Genomic DNA, 13,852 nt, shown 5'->3' with positions numbered 1-13,852 from the left:
GTACGTTTTCCATACCGTTCAAGGCATCCGAAAGCGCACGCCGCAACCGAATCTCGGAGCAGTTACTTGACCTGGTACATCCAGATCAGCGCCTTCGACAATTCGCCGGTGGCATCCCACTTGTATTCGCGAGCCAGGCCCTGGCCCTGGTAGGAGCGCACGTACTCGACCAGATCGGGGCGGGTGACTTTACCGGCCGCGATGCCCTTGAGCACGATCGTGGACAGGTCGTAGCCCTCGACCGAATAGGTGCCCGCGTCGAAACCGCTCGACGCCTTGTAGTCGGTCGCGAACTTGTCCGGAGCCGGACCACAGGGGCACGACAGCAGGGCGTCCTTCGACGCGTCGCCGGCCTGCTTCACGAATTCGACGTCCTTGGTGCCGTCATCGGAGATGAACACCGAGGTGACACCGCCCGAGCGCAACTGCTGCACGAACGGGGCGGCCTCGGCGTAGTAGCCCGCGTAGAAGATCGCGTCGGCCTTGGCCGCGGCCAGCTTGGACACGGCGGCCGAGAAGTCCTTGTCGCCTTCCTTGACCTGCACCGCGCAGCTCGGATCCGCCAGCGCGCCGAGGGTCTCGGTCATGGTCTTGGCCAGGCCGGTGCCGTAGTCGGTGTTGTCCTGCGCGACGCAGATCTTCTTGTACTTACCGGTCGCGGCCAGGTACTTCGCCACGGCGGGTCCCTGAATGCCGTCATTGCCCAGGCCCCGGAAGAACGTCTTCCAGCCGTTGGTGGTGAGGCTGACGTTGGTGGCCGACGGGGTCAGCGACAGCAGGCCCGCCTCGCTCAGGATGCCGCCGGTCGCCTTGGTCTCACCCGAGAAGGTCGGGCCGATCAGCGCGATGATCGACGGATCGTTGATGATCGTCGGGATGACCTGGGTGGCCTTCTGCGGGTTGCCCTCGGTGTCGAATTCCTTCACCGACACCTGGCAGTCCGGGTTGGCCTTGTTGTGCTGGTCCAGCGCCAGCTTCACGCCGCGGACGATATTGAGTCCGAGGTTCGCGTTCGGGCCGGTCAGCGGGCCCGCGTAACCGATCGCCTGCGGGGCGCACTTGTCCTTGCCATCGCTGGCGGGATTCGCGGCGGCGGAGTTGTCGCCCGCCGGGACCTCTTTACCGTCCAGATCGATCTGGACGACCTGCTGGATGGTGAGGCCGGCACCGTCACCACCCCCGGATCCGTTATCCGTGGATTTGCTGCTACACCCCGCCACAGTGAGCACGGCCGCCGCCCCGATCACCAGCGCGGTCCGTGCCACCCGGCTGCTCCGGAAGGTTCCGGAGCCCCGCGTCATTGAACCAAGCACGATTCACCTCATATGTCCTGTGCTCCTCGGCGCACCGAGGAGGCCGCCTCATCGATCGGCCTGGATCAGAACATAGCCGCGCCACGTTAGCTCCGCATCACATTCGATTCATCCATGTGACATCGCAACATACGAAAGTGCCCCTGCTGTTACCACCGCGTAAAACACTTCAGCGCATTTTTGGCAACAGAGGGGCAAACTCGGAGTAATCCGACTTACTTGGGTGCGAGGTTCTCCAGAACGACCTCGGCTACCGCCTTCATCGTGGTGCGCCGGTCCATGGCCGTGCGCTGGATCCACTTGAAGGCCTGCGGCTCCGAGAGGCCCTGCGTCTGCATGAGCACACCCTTGGCACGCTCCACCAGCTTGCGCGTCTCGAGGCGGTCGGCGAGATTCGCGACTTCGCTTTCGAGGGCGGTGATCTCGTGGAAACGGCTGGCCGCCAATTCGATGGCCGGAACCAGATCCGATTTGGTGAACGGCTTCACCAGGTAGGCCATGGCGCCCGCGTCACGGGCCCGCTCGACCAGGTCACGCTGGCTGAAGGCGGTCAGGATCACCACCGGCGCAAGGCGTTTGGAGGCGATCTCCGCGGCGGCGTCTATCCCGTCACGCCGTGGCATCTTCACGTCCATGATCACCAGATCGGGCCGGTGTTCCTCGGCCAGGTCCACCGCCTGCTGACCGTCCCCTGCTTCGCCCACCACCTGATAACCCTCTTCCGAGAGCATCTCAACCAGGTCCATCCGGATGAGCGCCTCGTCTTCGGCAACCACCACCCGCATGGGGGCGGACGCCGCAGCGTCCTTCTTCGAACCGCCCCCTGCTGTCGTTCCCATAGATGAACCCCTGTCGCTCCGTTACCAACACCCGATGCACACCGGTCCGAAGCCACCCTCAACGGATCGGCACGTACCCGAGTTATCCAAAGAGTACCGTCCACCCGCCGACACAACCCACGTACCCAGCGCAAACTGACCAGTATCACAACGTCACACCCCCACTCCCCCTCCGATTAGTCCGGCGAGCCCCCCACCCGCTACACTTTCCACCCGGTGCGCCGAGTTGGCGGAATAGGCAGACGCGACGGTCTCAAAAACCGTTGCCCGAAAGGGCGTGTGGGTTCGATTCCCACACTCGGCACCAGAAAAGAGGGGCGTACTCGGTTGCCGAGTGCGCCCCTCTTTTACTCTGATCCACGCCGTCCGGCCTTGACGTAGGCTTGCGAGCACGCCGCCGCGATCCTGCGACCGGAGGTCGACGAATCGAGAAGGTCAACGCCTTCACATGAGTTGCGCGACTTGCATGTTCGCCGCGCCCACCGAGGCGGGATCCGAAGGTCGAGGCGACGCGGTTGCAGGACAGCGTATTTCAGGCTCGAGCGGATGGACCGGCCGTATCCGTCGATCACCATCAACCCGGTCCGGACCCTGTTCAGGGGTGCAGGGTGGGGTGGTAGACGAGCTCCTGGATATTGCCGTCGAGGGTTCGGCTCTCGATCAGTTCGAGGTCGAAGTCTTCCGCGCCGTGGAAGATCGGGTCCAGGCCGGTCTTACCGGTGATCACGGGGAAGAGCGTCACCTGGACCCGGTCGACCAGGCCGGCCGCCATCAGCGCTCGGTTCATCGAGAGGCTGCCGTGCGAGCGCAGCGGTACGTCGGAATCCTTCTTGAGCTGGGCGACGACGTCGACGGCGTCTCCCTTCGCGATGGTCACGTCCGGCCGATCGGACGTCCCCAGCGTGCTCGACACCACCGTGGTGGGCAGGTTCCACATCCGGGTCACCCAGGGGTCGCGCACGTCGGAGTCCTCGGAGCTCTCGGCCAGCATCTGAACGAAGAGACGATATGTGTTCGCCCCGAACACCATTCGCTGCTCCCCTTCGTAGGAGGCGAGTCGATGTCCGAGCAGCTCCGGTCCCTGTTTGCCCCAGTAGCCGGTCCAATCGCCGCCGGCGCCGCCGAAGCCGTCGAGACTGGTGAAGACGTCGAACGTGTAGATAGCGGTCATGATGCCCTCCTCGGATAATGCGAACGGTTACATCGGTTGAGACTGAGCGTGACGGTGAAACTCATCGCGGTTGGCGTGTTTGCCCGGCGGGTTCGCGGGATGACGCTCATGTTCATGACTGATTCGAGCGTGTGTCGTGGACAGGGTTCAGGTGGTCGACGTTCGAGGGAGAAGGATCCGGCCTGAGCCTCCACTGAACCCACATATTTGCCGGTTTCCCGCCCGAACAGCCTCGAAAATGGAGGATAGGGCCGGAAGTGATCAGCACAGCCCGAATTCGAACACCCGCTTTCGGATCAGGCCGAGCAGGATCGGTCACCTCCACCTGAACTGTTGTTAGCGTTCGCCGGGTGAACCTGGATCTGGATGGAAAGCGTGCGATCGTCACCGGCGGCAGCCGGGGTATCGGCTTGGCGGTGGCGCGGGCGCTCGCACACGAAGGCGTGGACGTGGTGATCGCGGCGCGCGAGGCCGAGCCGCTCGAGGCCGCCGCCCGCGAAGTGTCCGAGGCGACCGGCAGGCGCGTGATCGCCGTGCCGACCGACACCGGCGACGACGAGCAGGTGCGGCGATTGATCGCCCGCACCGTCGAGGAATTGGGCGGGGTCGACATTCTGGTGAACTCGGCCGCGACGCCCTGGAGCGCCGGCGCGAACGCCGATCTCGCCGCGACCTCCGACGAGGTGGTGCGCCGCGAGGTGGAGATCAAGGTGCTCGGTTACCTGCGCACCGCGCGGGCGGTGGCCCCGCACCTGGTCGAACAGGGCTGGGGTCGCATCATCAATATCAGCGGACTCGGTGCGCGCCAGGCGAATTCGATCGCACAGACCATCCGCAACGTCAGCGTATCGGCCTTGACGAAGAACCTGGCCGACGAACTCGGCCCGCACGGCATCAACGTGACGGTGGTGCATCCCGGGCTGACCAGAACCGAACGCCTGACTCGACGCCTGACCGCGGAATCCGAGGAGCAGGGCACGTCGATAGCCGACCTCGAGCACGCGGCGGCACGCAACTCGCTACGCCGTGTCATCGACGCCTCGGAGGTCGCGGACGTCGTGACATTCCTGGCTTCGCCGCGCAGCGTCGCGATCACCGGCGACGCCATCGCCGCAGGCGGCGGCGTGCCGGGGCCGGTCTACTACTGACCGCTCTATCGCATGTAGCGGCCGAACAACAGGAGCGCGAGCACGACCCCTGTCAGGACGACGACCGGATAGGGGCTTGGTGACTTGGCGTAGCCGTAGGTCGAACCTGCGATCACCACCGCCATGGTCAGGAACAGGAACTGTTTCATCGTGCGCTCCCCGGGGCTTGGATCTCAGGGTAGGAGTCCCGGGTTCGTTGCGCGACAGCGGAATTCGACGAATGGCAGTGCGCGGACAGCGGAGTGGCGTCGAGAGCGTCGGCCCTCGTCACCGCCGAGTGGTCGAATCAGCCACGGCGCGAGGCACTCCGGGCTGCAGCGCACTCACGATCTCGTCCGCGAGCAGCACCGGGGCCAGGCCGTGACCGTGCTTCTCCCGCCGCACCAGCGAGACGACATTGTTGCTGAACGCGTCACGCACCTGACGGAAGGCGAGCCGCCCGTCACGCAGCTCCTCGGCGATGTCGAACTCACTGAGGAACGCGATGGCCTCGCCCGAGGTGGCGAGCCGCTTCATCGTTTCGATCGAGTTGGTGTGGAATGCCGGTTCGATGTCCAGCTCGGCGTTAACGAACGCTTCGGCGACGATGCCGTGAATCACCATGGAGCGGTCGGCGAAGATCAGCGGATACGGCGAGCACTGCGCGAGTGGAATCGTATCCATGTGCGCCAGCGGATGATGCGGGGCGACAACAACTCCCAGTCGAGTATTCATCTGCCAGCGGACCTCGAGCTGCGTCGATGCCGGGATGTTGAAGCCGAGTCCCAGATCGGCTTCGCTGTTCTCGACCGCGCGCAGAATCTCCTGCGTCGACATGGTGCGGATCGAGATCCGGACCTGCGGATGCCGGGCGCGGAACGCCGTCGCGGCGGTGGCGACGACACCGCTGGCCAAACCGGTCATGGTGGCGATCACGACCTCACCGCTGCCCACACCGTGGAGATCACGGATGTCCGCGACGGTCTCGCGATACTGCCGCAGGGTCCCGCGAATATGGGCGAGCAGCGCTTCGCCGGCCGGGGTGGGACGCATACCACGGGGCAGGCGCTCGAACAGCGGCTGACCGAGTTCCGCTTCCAGTAGCAGGATCTGGCGGTTGATCGCCGACGGCGCGACGTGCAGCCGCGCTCCGGCCGCGCGAATGGATCCGAACCGCGCCACCTCGTCGATGTACTGCAGCAGTCGTGAGTGGAGCATTGCTCACCTCCTGCGCGCAGTGTACGAAAAATGAGTACACCTTGCGCGAAAACGGATGCTTGTCGGCAACGGTGACGTCGAGTTCTATCAGAACCAGGCCCAGGGGCCACTGCGGCCCCTTCACCTGCAACTACGTGAACCGACGTGAGGACCGCCATGCCCCAGACCGACACCGCACCCGCAGGCTCCGACCAGGTGGCCGCCCAGGACGATCACGTTCGAATGATCTTCGGCATTCTGGAGGGCGAGCAGGAAGCCGATCTACTGCTGCGCAACCTGCACATCCTCGATGTGCACAGCGAAACCGTCTACGCCGGAACACTTCTGGTGCACGGTGAACGCATCATCGCGCTGAACCCGGACGAGTCGATCGTGCGCTACCGCGAGAGCTTCGACGGTCAGGGCCTCTACGCGATCCCCGGATTGATCGACGCGCACCTGCACTTCGAGTCCCAGCTCGCGCATCCGGCGGCGTTCGGCGAGGCGATCGTACCCAGCGGCACCACAACGGTTTTCGGGGAGACGCTCGACTTCGCGAGCGCGACGGGCGAGGAGGCGGTCGAGGCCGTTCGGGTGCTGTTCGCCGATCACGACAAGCTTCCGTACCGGCTCTACGCCTTCGCGCCGGGCAAGAAGACCTCACCCGAAGTCACCGAGGCGATGCTGGGCATGGATCCGGTGATCGGTTTGGGGGAACTGGCGCACCTGTCCTACATGACCGGCAATGCGGACGACTTCCGCAAGTCCGCGCTCGGGCGCAGCAACGCGGGAGTCGTGAACTGCCACTGGGGCGTGACGGCGCTCTCGGACATGCTGCTGAACTACATGCCCGCCATCGGCGTCGACAACAACCACGATGTCTGGAACGAAGCCGATATCGAGAAGAGCGTTCGCTACGGCTTGAACACGCAGATCAAGTTCGGCGTCGGGAGTCCCGAGGTCATCCGGAACATGCTGCGCGCCATCGTGAAGCGACGCTGGCCGGCCGAGAACTTCCAGCTGTGCGCGGACAACATCTCGGTGGATCGCGTTCTGCGGCAGGGGCATATCGACTGGGTCATCTCGCTGGCCGTCGAGATGGGAATGCCGCCGATCCAGGCGATCAAGATGGGCACGCTGTACACCGCGCGCTCCTTCCACCGGGACCGCGACCTCGGCTCACTGAGCCCGGGGCGGTTCGCCGACATCGTGCTGACGGACAGTCTGTCGAAGATCAACCCGCGGTACGTGTTCAAGGGCGGCAAGCTCGTCGCCGCGGACCGCAAGCTGATCGATGCGGTCGGCATCGACTACTCGGCCCTGGCCAAGGAGCCGAAACCCGGCCTCGATGATCTGCGCGCCGCGCAGCTCGATCTGACCCCGATCGAGATCTCCGATGACGGCTCGCAGGCCAAGGTGCTGCTCTTCGACGTCTACGGGCGCGGGCATCTGAAGTTCGCCCAGGAAGTGTGGGTTCCCTACCGGGACGGGGCGGTGGTGCCCGAATACGAAGGCGCGCAGCTCAACCGAATCTCCCTCGTACAGCGCTACGCCGACGGTGAGCGGCACGTGGTCAACGGAGTGTTCAAGGGCGTCTCGATCGAGCGCGGCGCGGTCTCCACGTTCTGGCCCGCGCCCTCGGCCTACTTCGTGGTCGTCGGAACCGACAGCGCCGAGATGCGTGACAACCTCGCGCAGCTGGACGGACTGGTCGGCGGGTGCATCGTGACCGAGGACCGGCAGGTGAAAGCCGTTCTGCCGCTGAACTTCTACGGCGTGATGGCGGATATGGACCTGGCCGAACTGGTCGAGGCGACCCGATCGATCGACGACGCGCTGGACAAGCTCGGCAATCACAACGAGGGCGAACCGGTCGTCAACAAGCTGCTGACCCTGTTCATCTCGCTCGACCGTTTCGGATTCATGAAGTAGCGCGTACACCAGCGTTTTCCAGCACCAGATCCTCGTCGCACGGACTCGAGAGCAAGGGATGCGACCACCATGCAGCACGACACTCAGCCAGAGATCATCGACACCGGAAACAAGGTGCGACGCTGGATCATCTACATTGCCGGAATCTACATCCTGACACTGGGGCTGAGCCTGGCCATCCGGGCGGGGATCGGCATCTCCCCGCAGAGCAGCCTCACTCGCACGATGACCCTGGTGGTTCCCCAGCTGAGCCAGGGCAATGTCAACCTCATCCTCGAGGTCATCATGCTCGTGCTGACCTTCCTGGTCCGGCCGCGAGCGTTCAAGGCCGGCTACCTGTTGGCACTGGTCCCCGCGCTGGTCTTGGCACTGCTGCTCGACCTCAACCTGTCGATCACCGGCTGGATAGCCCTGCGGCCCTACACGGCGAATCTCGCCCTGCTGTTCCTCGCCGACGCGATGCTGGCCTTCGGCCTGTTCCTCATGATTCGCGCCAACCTGATGCTGATGCCCATCGACCTGTTCGTGAACACCATCCAGCAGAAGACCGGCCGCAAATGGGGCAATATCAAAACCGTCTTCGACTGCACCCTGCTCGCCCTCTCCGCAACCATCGGCCTGATCTTCCTCGGCGCACCCCATTTCATCCGCGAGGGAACGATCATCAACGCAATCCTGGTCGGTCAGTACGTGAAGCTGTACTTCTATCTACACAAGAGGTACACGGCCCGAAAGACTCTCCCCACAAAGTCATAGAGCCCGCTTCGGATCGAAGACTCGCGCTGTCGGACGGACCCCGCCCGACAGCGGATTCGGCCGAGGGAGGTCCTCGCGTTGCCGTGCTCGCTTGCACCCGCCGACTCTCGTCCGGCGCTCTCCGGTCGACCAGGAGTTACGGCACCCTTCAGAGGAAGCTGAGCACGATCGCGTGTGCTCCCTCCTCGATTCGAGCCGAGCGGCGGTGAAACGTCGCTTCGCGAAGCGTCACCGCTGCCGTTGGCACTGGTAGATACTGCTGGGCCGCACTGGGTTTCGACGTCCATCACGTACCGCCGGGAAGGGCTGTGCGGCTCGGAGGGAGCATGCCGAGGGTCTGTGCGGTCTTCATTCCGAAACGCCCACGCTTCCAATTGATCTTGGGTAGCCTCCTCGCCAGATCGGGTCGATCAGGCCCGGCTCGCCCTTGGAGTGTGTGTATGAAGCTCACGAAGTACGTTGCCGCCGTTGTCATGTCGGTCGCCGCGATGGTGTCGATGAATGTCGGACAGGCCAATGCCGGCGCTATCGGCAATGTTCTGGATACGAATCATGTACTTGCCCAGGGTGACTACCTGACCACGAATCAGGGGACCGCGGCCTTCGCAATCCTGCAGGGGGACGGCAACTTCTGCGTGTATCGAGGGACGGGGCCGAGTAACAATCTGGGCGGGGTCTGGTGCTCCGGGACCTCAGGCCATTCGCAGGTGTTCGCGGTCATGCAGGGGGACGGGAACTTCGTCATCTACCGGGGCACGGGACCGGGCAACAATCAGGGATATCTCTGGGGCACCGGCGGGCGCAGCGGCGCCTCCGGCTTCTATCTCCAACTCAATAGTTCCGGCTTCGGCCACTCCAATCCGAACCTTCAGGTCGTCGGATTCCCGGCCAGCGGATGGAACACCTGCTACTGGTCCAGTGACGGCAACTGCAACTTGGGCGGCTGAGACCGCCGGCGTGCGCAGGTGAACGGGCGGTCCGTGCCCGCGCTCGCCTCGACCTGAATGCCGCCCGAAAGAGCTGCCGCCGGTTCGATCGCCCGAACCGGCGGCAGGCAGCGGCGCATCGAGCGGCTGCTCAGCGCGCGGTGAGCGCTCATCGGGCACGGGCTGTGACCACCACGAACGGGCGCGCTCGCCCCGTTCATCGGCCGCGTGCTCCAGTGGAGCCGGGCTCACCGAGGAGTTGGATCGCGACCGCTGTCACGTGGGTGGCGAAGGCGTCGCGGTCGGTACCGAGGCTGCCTTCGGTCCACTCGACGAACAGCGAGATCAGGGCGCCGAAGAGCGCCGAGAAGCGCATCCGGACGCTGGGGTCCTCCGGCGAACCGGTGACGCGATCGCCGAGCGCGGCCAGCGCGATGGCCGGAATCGTCTCTCGCACATGCCCTCTCAGTCGTGCGTCCGCGACCGGTTCGACCAGCAGGATGCGGCAGATACGTGGATCGGTCTCCATGAGACGGGCGGCGGCCTCGACCACCGCATGCAGATCACCGGCTGCCACCGCGGACGCCACCGCGTGTTCCAGGCGAGAGAGCGCTGCCCGGTACACCGCGTGCAGCAGCGCGTCCGCATCGGCGAAGCTCTCGTAGAAGAACCGCTGACTCAGCCCCGCCTCTCGGCAGACCGAGCGCATCCCCAGGGCGGAAACACCCTGTGTGCCAACCAATTCGACACCGACATCGATCAGGCGCGCCCGCCGGTCGTCGGCGCGCCCCTGCGCGGTCTGCCCGCCGTAGCTCCTTGACACGGCATCACTTTACAAGAACCATCATTCATCAGGAAGCACCTGCTTCCGGATGGAGAAGGTGATGTTCACCGACGAGCAGTTCCAGCTGTCATTGCTACAGCCACGCCTGGCCCAGCCGATTCCGACGCTGCTGACCAACCGCGCCGAGCCGGTCGAAGTCCTCGACGAGTCCGCGCTGACCGCCATGACGCGACAATGGTTCGACGAATACGAGAAGAAGATCGAGTTCTACGCCGGGCACGGCCTCGATATCGCCTGGACCCTGGAGTGGGCGAAAAAGTACTGGTGGAGCTGGCAGACCCGGGACATGAGCCACAACCACGAGCTCTACACCGCGGATCTGCGCTACAAGGATGTGACCACGCTCGGCGCGACCATGGTCGGCCTCGACGAATTCGTGGCCTACAACTTCGCGTTCTTCGACGCCATCCCCGACTGGCGTTACGACCCGATACCCGGCCAGTGCTACATCGACCTGACACCCGACGGCGAAGTCCGAATAGTCGTGCGCTACTTCGGTAGTGGTCACCTCGTCGGACCGTTGAAACTGCATCCCTACGGAGCGGACGCCGCCACCATCCCGGGCAACGGCGCGTTCATCCAGTGCACCGCCGTGGACCGATACCACTTCAACACCGATCACCTGATGTACGAGGGCGAAACGCTCTACGACCTGCTCGACGGCGTACAGCTCGCCGGAATCGTGCCGGGCCCCTCGAGCACGGCCTTCAAGTGGCTGATGCGCGGCGCGGGGCTCGCCACCCGGGCCATCACCCGGCTCCGCCCGCCCGCCGCCATGCCTCGCCCGTAACCACTCGACAGTCGACGCCTGGTGCGCGGACGATGCCGAACCCGCACAGCCCCTTCACCTTCCACCGGTCCGCGCCGACCGAATCGGTCGGCGCGCCCCCGCGGCATCACAGCTCACTCGAGTTCTTCGAGCCGGAGTCGCGGATAACCGAACCAGGCGAGAGCACGCCTCGGCCTCAGCTCGCCGCAGCCAGCACCCTCCACACCTTTCTGGAACGCGAGCGCACCTGCGGAGCCGCGGATTCGATTCTATGGCGCGCGTCCTCGGCGCTGATCCGCAACAGGTCGGTCAGCAGTTCCACGGTGTCCCGATAGCCGGTGTCCGCGGCGAGGCCGCGACGTTCGGCTTCGGCGACGGCCGCGCGCATGGCGGCATTCAGTCGCCTCCGGCGGCGTTCGGTTTCCACGAGGGTGCGCAGCAGGTCGACATCGGTCAGTTCCGGCCATCCCGAGGCTGGAGCGTTCGGCGCCAGCGCGGTCGAATGTGTGGTCACCCGGCGCAGCTTACCCGATCATCGAACATATGTTCGACTATTCACCCGAGATGTCCCCGCCTTTCCGGTGACAACGCTTTCCGGGGCTGTCCAGGCCGGGCACGCCTGGATAGGTTCGGTCCGCGGCGCGATTCCGCCCACTCCCCGAAAGGACCTCTGTATGCGAACTCGTCTCGGTGCCGCGATGTTCACCGGCGCAATGATTCTCGCCCCCGCGTTCGCTACAGTGCCGGCGACCGCCGCGCCGGCGAGCCCGGCCCCCGCCAGCGATCAGGTCGCCGACAGCGGCAGCGCGAACGCCCCCAAGCAGCTCTTCTGCGCGCTGGAGGATCTCCGCCGGACGCTGTCCGCGGGCGCCAGCGGCACCTGCTCTCTCGGATGGATCGACTAAGCCCGAGAGAAAACCGGCTGGACGACCCGCGCATACGAGGCCGGGCCGACCAGCGAATCCCGTTGAGCTGGAGAGCCACTGGACCAAACCGGCCGGGCCCACCCGCCGGACGCGGCCGGTGTGGCAGCCGCCGGTGACATCCCCCCGCCTACGCCAACGGCCCGAGATATCCTCGGGCCGTTGGGGTTCGAGCGTCAGCGATCAGGAGCCGAAGGATCCGGTGCTGGGCTTGGTGGGGCCGGGGTCGGTGGGCTGTTCGGCCACGGTGACCACCTTGGTGGTGGTGGATCCGGCTACGCCGCTGCGGCCGGAGAAGGTGGCGCCGATGGTGTAGGAACCGGCGGCGCCGGGGGTCCAGACGATCGTGGCCTTGCCGTTGGCGTTGACGGGGATGTCGCCCAGGACGTTGTCGCCCGCCTTGAACTGAACGGTGCCGCCCGCGGCCGCCGGGGATACCGTCGCCTCGAGGGTGACGGCCACGCCGGTCTTGGCGCCCGACACATCGGTGATCGAGGTGGTGGAGGTGGCGTCGCTGGAGACCGTGATGTTCGGCCCCTTGCCCTGGTAGGTGCCGTCACCGAGCGAACCGCCGTAGTGCATGGAGGTCGGCAGCGGGGTGTCCCGGGCGCAGTTGACGCCCACCTTGTACTGCACCTCGAAGGTCTGCGACTTCGGATTGATGTTCGGGTACACCGGGTACTTGGTGATGCCGAACTCCGCGCGCACCCAGTCCGAGGACGAGGTGTCGAGCTGGACCTGGTCGCCGCCCATCTTCGCCGAGCCCGCGACGGGGGTCAGGCAGGAGGGGTGCAGATCCTTGACCGAGTAGATGTACTCGACCGGAATACCGGTGCGCTCGAACATCGTCGTGACGGTGATGGTGTCACCGACAACCGGATTGGTGTTCGACACCGTACGGGTGAACTTGCTGTTCCCGTCGTTCCAGGTGATCGTCCCGGGTGCGGCCGAGGCCGTGCCGGGCATCGCCGCGACCGCGAAGCCGGCCGCCACCGCGAACGCGGCCAAGGTACCGGCCGTCCGCTGCATTCTTCTGTCCACCATTGTTTCTCCCACGTACAGCGGGTGCCCCTCGACATCGTCATCGAGGCGCTGATGCACCCGTGTTGGGCTCATTTGATCATGGTGGAACGTGTTACGGATCAGAATCCGAAATGAACGCATGTCAGAACTGCGAGTGGACGGTCAGCCATCGGCCGAATTCCTGTTCGGCGGGTAATTCTGATCCAGGGCTACCCTCGAGCGACCCAGCCGGCACCCACAGCAAGAACGACGAACCTGTGTCGTTTTACCCCGAAATGCTCAGTGCAGTGTCGCGATGCCCGCGAGGATGAGATCGATCCCGGCCAGGAATTGATCACGGTCGTCGTGGTCGCGAAGCTGGGCGGCCACCTCGTGGACGAACGGATACAGCGCGGGGTCGCGCTGCTGCCACCGAGCGGCAATGGCCGCGAGGTGAGCGGACCGATCCGTGAGGTGCGCGTTGAGGCGCGCCGCGGCGGCATTCTGGGCGGCCACCCCGAGGATGTAGTTGACCAGCGCCGAGGCGGAGTCGAACCGGGAACCCGCGGGGACGCCGAGCGCCCGGAGCTGAACCCCCACCCGCTCGAAGATCTCCAGCATGGCGGACTGACCGGATTCGCGATTGAGCTGGGTGCCGATCCAGGGATGCGCGTCGATCGCGTCGAACACGCCGAGCGCGATCGCGCGTATCGCCCGAGCGGGCTCGGAATCGCTTGCGGCATCGGACATCACACGGGACAGCACATCGTCGGTGACCGCGGCGAGCAACTCGTCCTTGTTCGCGACGTGCCAGTAGATCGCACCCGCGCCGGTCGCCAGGCGCGCGGTCAGCGCCCGGAAGGTCAGCGCCGCCTCACCGTCGGCGTCGAGGATGTCGATCGCCGCGGCCACGATGCGATCCTTCGACAGCGCTTCGGTGCGACGCTCGCCGCGGTGTGACTTGGTCGCCATGCGGACCATCTTGACATATCTGGAACGTCGTTCCAAGATGGATTCATGGAACAACGTTCCAGAACCGTTCGAGAGGAGTAC

General features: G+C 65.2%; 15 protein-coding genes and 1 tRNA gene. 7 read left to right on the top strand and 9 right to left on the bottom strand.

The window, feature by feature from the left end; translation table 11 throughout:
- Positions 1-62: 62 nt before the first annotated feature.
- Positions 63-1,301: a branched-chain amino acid ABC transporter substrate-binding protein gene (locus NJ1_RS22035; RefSeq protein WP_084478606.1), complete on the bottom strand. Its 1,239-nt coding sequence runs from the start codon at positions 1,299-1,301 to the stop codon at positions 63-65.
- A 227-nt stretch (positions 1,302-1,528) separates the two neighbouring features.
- A complete protein-coding gene (locus NJ1_RS22030) occupies positions 1,529-2,152 on the bottom strand; it encodes an ANTAR domain-containing response regulator (RefSeq protein ID WP_067697438.1) in 624 nt (207 codons plus the stop codon).
- A gap of 220 nt (positions 2,153-2,372) precedes the next feature.
- Between NJ1_RS22030 and NJ1_RS22025 the strand changes: the two genes are divergently transcribed.
- Positions 2,373-2,459: transfer RNA gene (locus tag NJ1_RS22025), tRNA-Leu, on the top strand.
- Between the two features lie 288 nt (positions 2,460-2,747).
- Here the strand turns inward: NJ1_RS22025 and NJ1_RS22020 are convergent.
- Positions 2,748-3,323 carry a dihydrofolate reductase family protein gene (locus NJ1_RS22020; protein ID WP_067697436.1) on the bottom strand — a complete coding sequence of 192 codons (576 nt, stop codon included), beginning with the start codon at positions 3,321-3,323 and terminating at the stop codon, positions 2,748-2,750.
- A gap of 350 nt (positions 3,324-3,673) precedes the next feature.
- Here NJ1_RS22020 and NJ1_RS22015 point away from each other — a divergent pair, with 350 nt between their 5' ends.
- Complete coding sequence (locus tag NJ1_RS22015; RefSeq protein ID WP_067697433.1) at positions 3,674-4,471, top strand: SDR family NAD(P)-dependent oxidoreductase; 798 nt, start codon at positions 3,674-3,676, stop codon at positions 4,469-4,471.
- Positions 4,472-4,476: 5 nt separating this feature from the next.
- Here NJ1_RS22015 and NJ1_RS39320 read toward each other — a convergent pair whose 3' ends face one another.
- Together NJ1_RS39320 and NJ1_RS22010 are read right to left on the bottom strand one after the other, a co-directional pair.
- Positions 4,477-4,620, bottom strand: coding sequence for a hypothetical protein (locus NJ1_RS39320; protein WP_157574152.1), 144 nt, complete (start codon positions 4,618-4,620; stop codon positions 4,477-4,479).
- A 118-nt stretch (positions 4,621-4,738) separates the two neighbouring features.
- Positions 4,739-5,668 (bottom strand): LysR family transcriptional regulator, encoded by a 930-nt coding sequence (locus NJ1_RS22010; RefSeq protein WP_067697431.1) that lies wholly within the window; start codon positions 5,666-5,668, stop codon positions 4,739-4,741.
- 156 nt (positions 5,669-5,824) lie between these two features.
- Between NJ1_RS22010 and NJ1_RS22005 the strand changes: the two genes are divergently transcribed.
- The 3 genes from NJ1_RS22005 to NJ1_RS21995 all read left to right on the top strand — a co-directional run bounded on the left by NJ1_RS22005 (position 5,825) and on the right by NJ1_RS21995 (position 9,282).
- Positions 5,825-7,579: an adenine deaminase C-terminal domain-containing protein gene (locus NJ1_RS22005; RefSeq protein WP_157574151.1), complete on the top strand. Its 1,755-nt coding sequence runs from the start codon at positions 5,825-5,827 to the stop codon at positions 7,577-7,579.
- 69 nt (positions 7,580-7,648) lie between these two features.
- On the top strand, positions 7,649-8,335 hold the full coding sequence (locus tag NJ1_RS22000) for a YczE/YyaS/YitT family protein (protein WP_067697427.1): 687 nt from the start codon (positions 7,649-7,651) through the stop codon (positions 8,333-8,335).
- A 440-nt stretch (positions 8,336-8,775) separates the two neighbouring features.
- Complete coding sequence (locus NJ1_RS21995) at positions 8,776-9,282, top strand: hypothetical protein (protein WP_067697425.1); 507 nt, start codon at positions 8,776-8,778, stop codon at positions 9,280-9,282.
- A 196-nt stretch (positions 9,283-9,478) separates the two neighbouring features.
- On the opposite strand, the gene NJ1_RS21990 is transcribed toward NJ1_RS21995, so the two are convergent.
- Positions 9,479-10,084, bottom strand: a complete 606-nt coding sequence (locus NJ1_RS21990; RefSeq protein ID WP_084478605.1) for a TetR/AcrR family transcriptional regulator — start codon at positions 10,082-10,084, stop codon at positions 9,479-9,481.
- A 61-nt stretch (positions 10,085-10,145) separates the two neighbouring features.
- On the opposite strand from NJ1_RS21990, the gene NJ1_RS21985 reads away from it, so the two are divergent.
- Complete coding sequence (locus NJ1_RS21985; protein ID WP_067697683.1) at positions 10,146-10,895, top strand: nuclear transport factor 2 family protein; 750 nt, start codon at positions 10,146-10,148, stop codon at positions 10,893-10,895.
- Between the two features lie 175 nt (positions 10,896-11,070).
- Here the strand turns inward: NJ1_RS21985 and NJ1_RS21980 are convergent, their stop codons facing one another.
- Entirely contained in the window at positions 11,071-11,388 is a 318-nt protein-coding gene (locus tag NJ1_RS21980; protein ID WP_245717523.1) for a DUF222 domain-containing protein, read from the bottom strand.
- Between the two features lie 160 nt (positions 11,389-11,548).
- Here NJ1_RS21980 and NJ1_RS21975 point away from each other — a divergent pair, with 160 nt between their 5' ends.
- Positions 11,549-11,779, top strand: coding sequence for a hypothetical protein (locus NJ1_RS21975; RefSeq protein WP_067697421.1), 231 nt, complete (start codon positions 11,549-11,551; stop codon positions 11,777-11,779).
- A 201-nt stretch (positions 11,780-11,980) separates the two neighbouring features.
- On the opposite strand, the gene NJ1_RS21970 is transcribed toward NJ1_RS21975, so the two are convergent.
- Both NJ1_RS21970 and NJ1_RS21965 read right to left on the bottom strand, forming a co-directional pair.
- A complete protein-coding gene (locus NJ1_RS21970; RefSeq protein ID WP_245717522.1) occupies positions 11,981-12,913 on the bottom strand; it encodes an Ig-like domain-containing protein in 933 nt (310 codons plus the stop codon).
- 186 nt (positions 12,914-13,099) lie between these two features.
- Entirely contained in the window at positions 13,100-13,771 is a 672-nt protein-coding gene (locus NJ1_RS21965; protein ID WP_245717521.1) for a TetR/AcrR family transcriptional regulator, read from the bottom strand.
- Between the last annotated feature and the right edge of the window lie 81 nt (positions 13,772-13,852).

The organism is Nocardia jejuensis NBRC 103114 (genome assembly GCF_001613145.1).
GTDB classification, from domain to species: domain Bacteria; phylum Actinomycetota; class Actinomycetes; order Mycobacteriales; family Mycobacteriaceae; genus Nocardia; species Nocardia jejuensis.
The sequence above is the reverse complement of the archived record's forward strand: the minus strand, read 5'-3'. Positions and strand labels throughout refer to the sequence as shown.

Coding starts and splice junctions, on each gene's coding strand:
- NJ1_RS22000 (WP_067697427.1), top strand. CDS start 7,649: ATGCAGCACGACACTCAGCCAGAGATCATCGACACCGGAAACAAGGTG.
- NJ1_RS21985 (WP_067697683.1), top strand. CDS start 10,146: ATGTTCACCGACGAGCAGTTCCAGCTGTCATTGCTACAGCCACGCCTG.
- NJ1_RS22020 (WP_067697436.1), bottom strand. CDS start 3,323: ATGACCGCTATCTACACGTTCGACGTCTTCACCAGTCTCGACGGCTTC.
- NJ1_RS22005 (WP_157574151.1), top strand. CDS start 5,825: ATGCCCCAGACCGACACCGCACCCGCAGGCTCCGACCAGGTGGCCGCC.
- NJ1_RS21975 (WP_067697421.1), top strand. CDS start 11,549: ATGCGAACTCGTCTCGGTGCCGCGATGTTCACCGGCGCAATGATTCTC.
- NJ1_RS22035 (WP_084478606.1), bottom strand. CDS start 1,301: ATGACGCGGGGCTCCGGAACCTTCCGGAGCAGCCGGGTGGCACGGACC.
- NJ1_RS21970 (WP_245717522.1), bottom strand. CDS start 12,913: ATGAGCCCAACACGGGTGCATCAGCGCCTCGATGACGATGTCGAGGGG.
- NJ1_RS22010 (WP_067697431.1), bottom strand. CDS start 5,668: ATGCTCCACTCACGACTGCTGCAGTACATCGACGAGGTGGCGCGGTTC.
- NJ1_RS21965 (WP_245717521.1), bottom strand. CDS start 13,771: ATGGCGACCAAGTCACACCGCGGCGAGCGTCGCACCGAAGCGCTGTCG.
- NJ1_RS22030 (WP_067697438.1), bottom strand. CDS start 2,152: ATGGGAACGACAGCAGGGGGCGGTTCGAAGAAGGACGCTGCGGCGTCC.
- NJ1_RS39320 (WP_157574152.1), bottom strand. CDS start 4,620: ATGAAACAGTTCCTGTTCCTGACCATGGCGGTGGTGATCGCAGGTTCG.
- NJ1_RS21995 (WP_067697425.1), top strand. CDS start 8,776: ATGAAGCTCACGAAGTACGTTGCCGCCGTTGTCATGTCGGTCGCCGCG.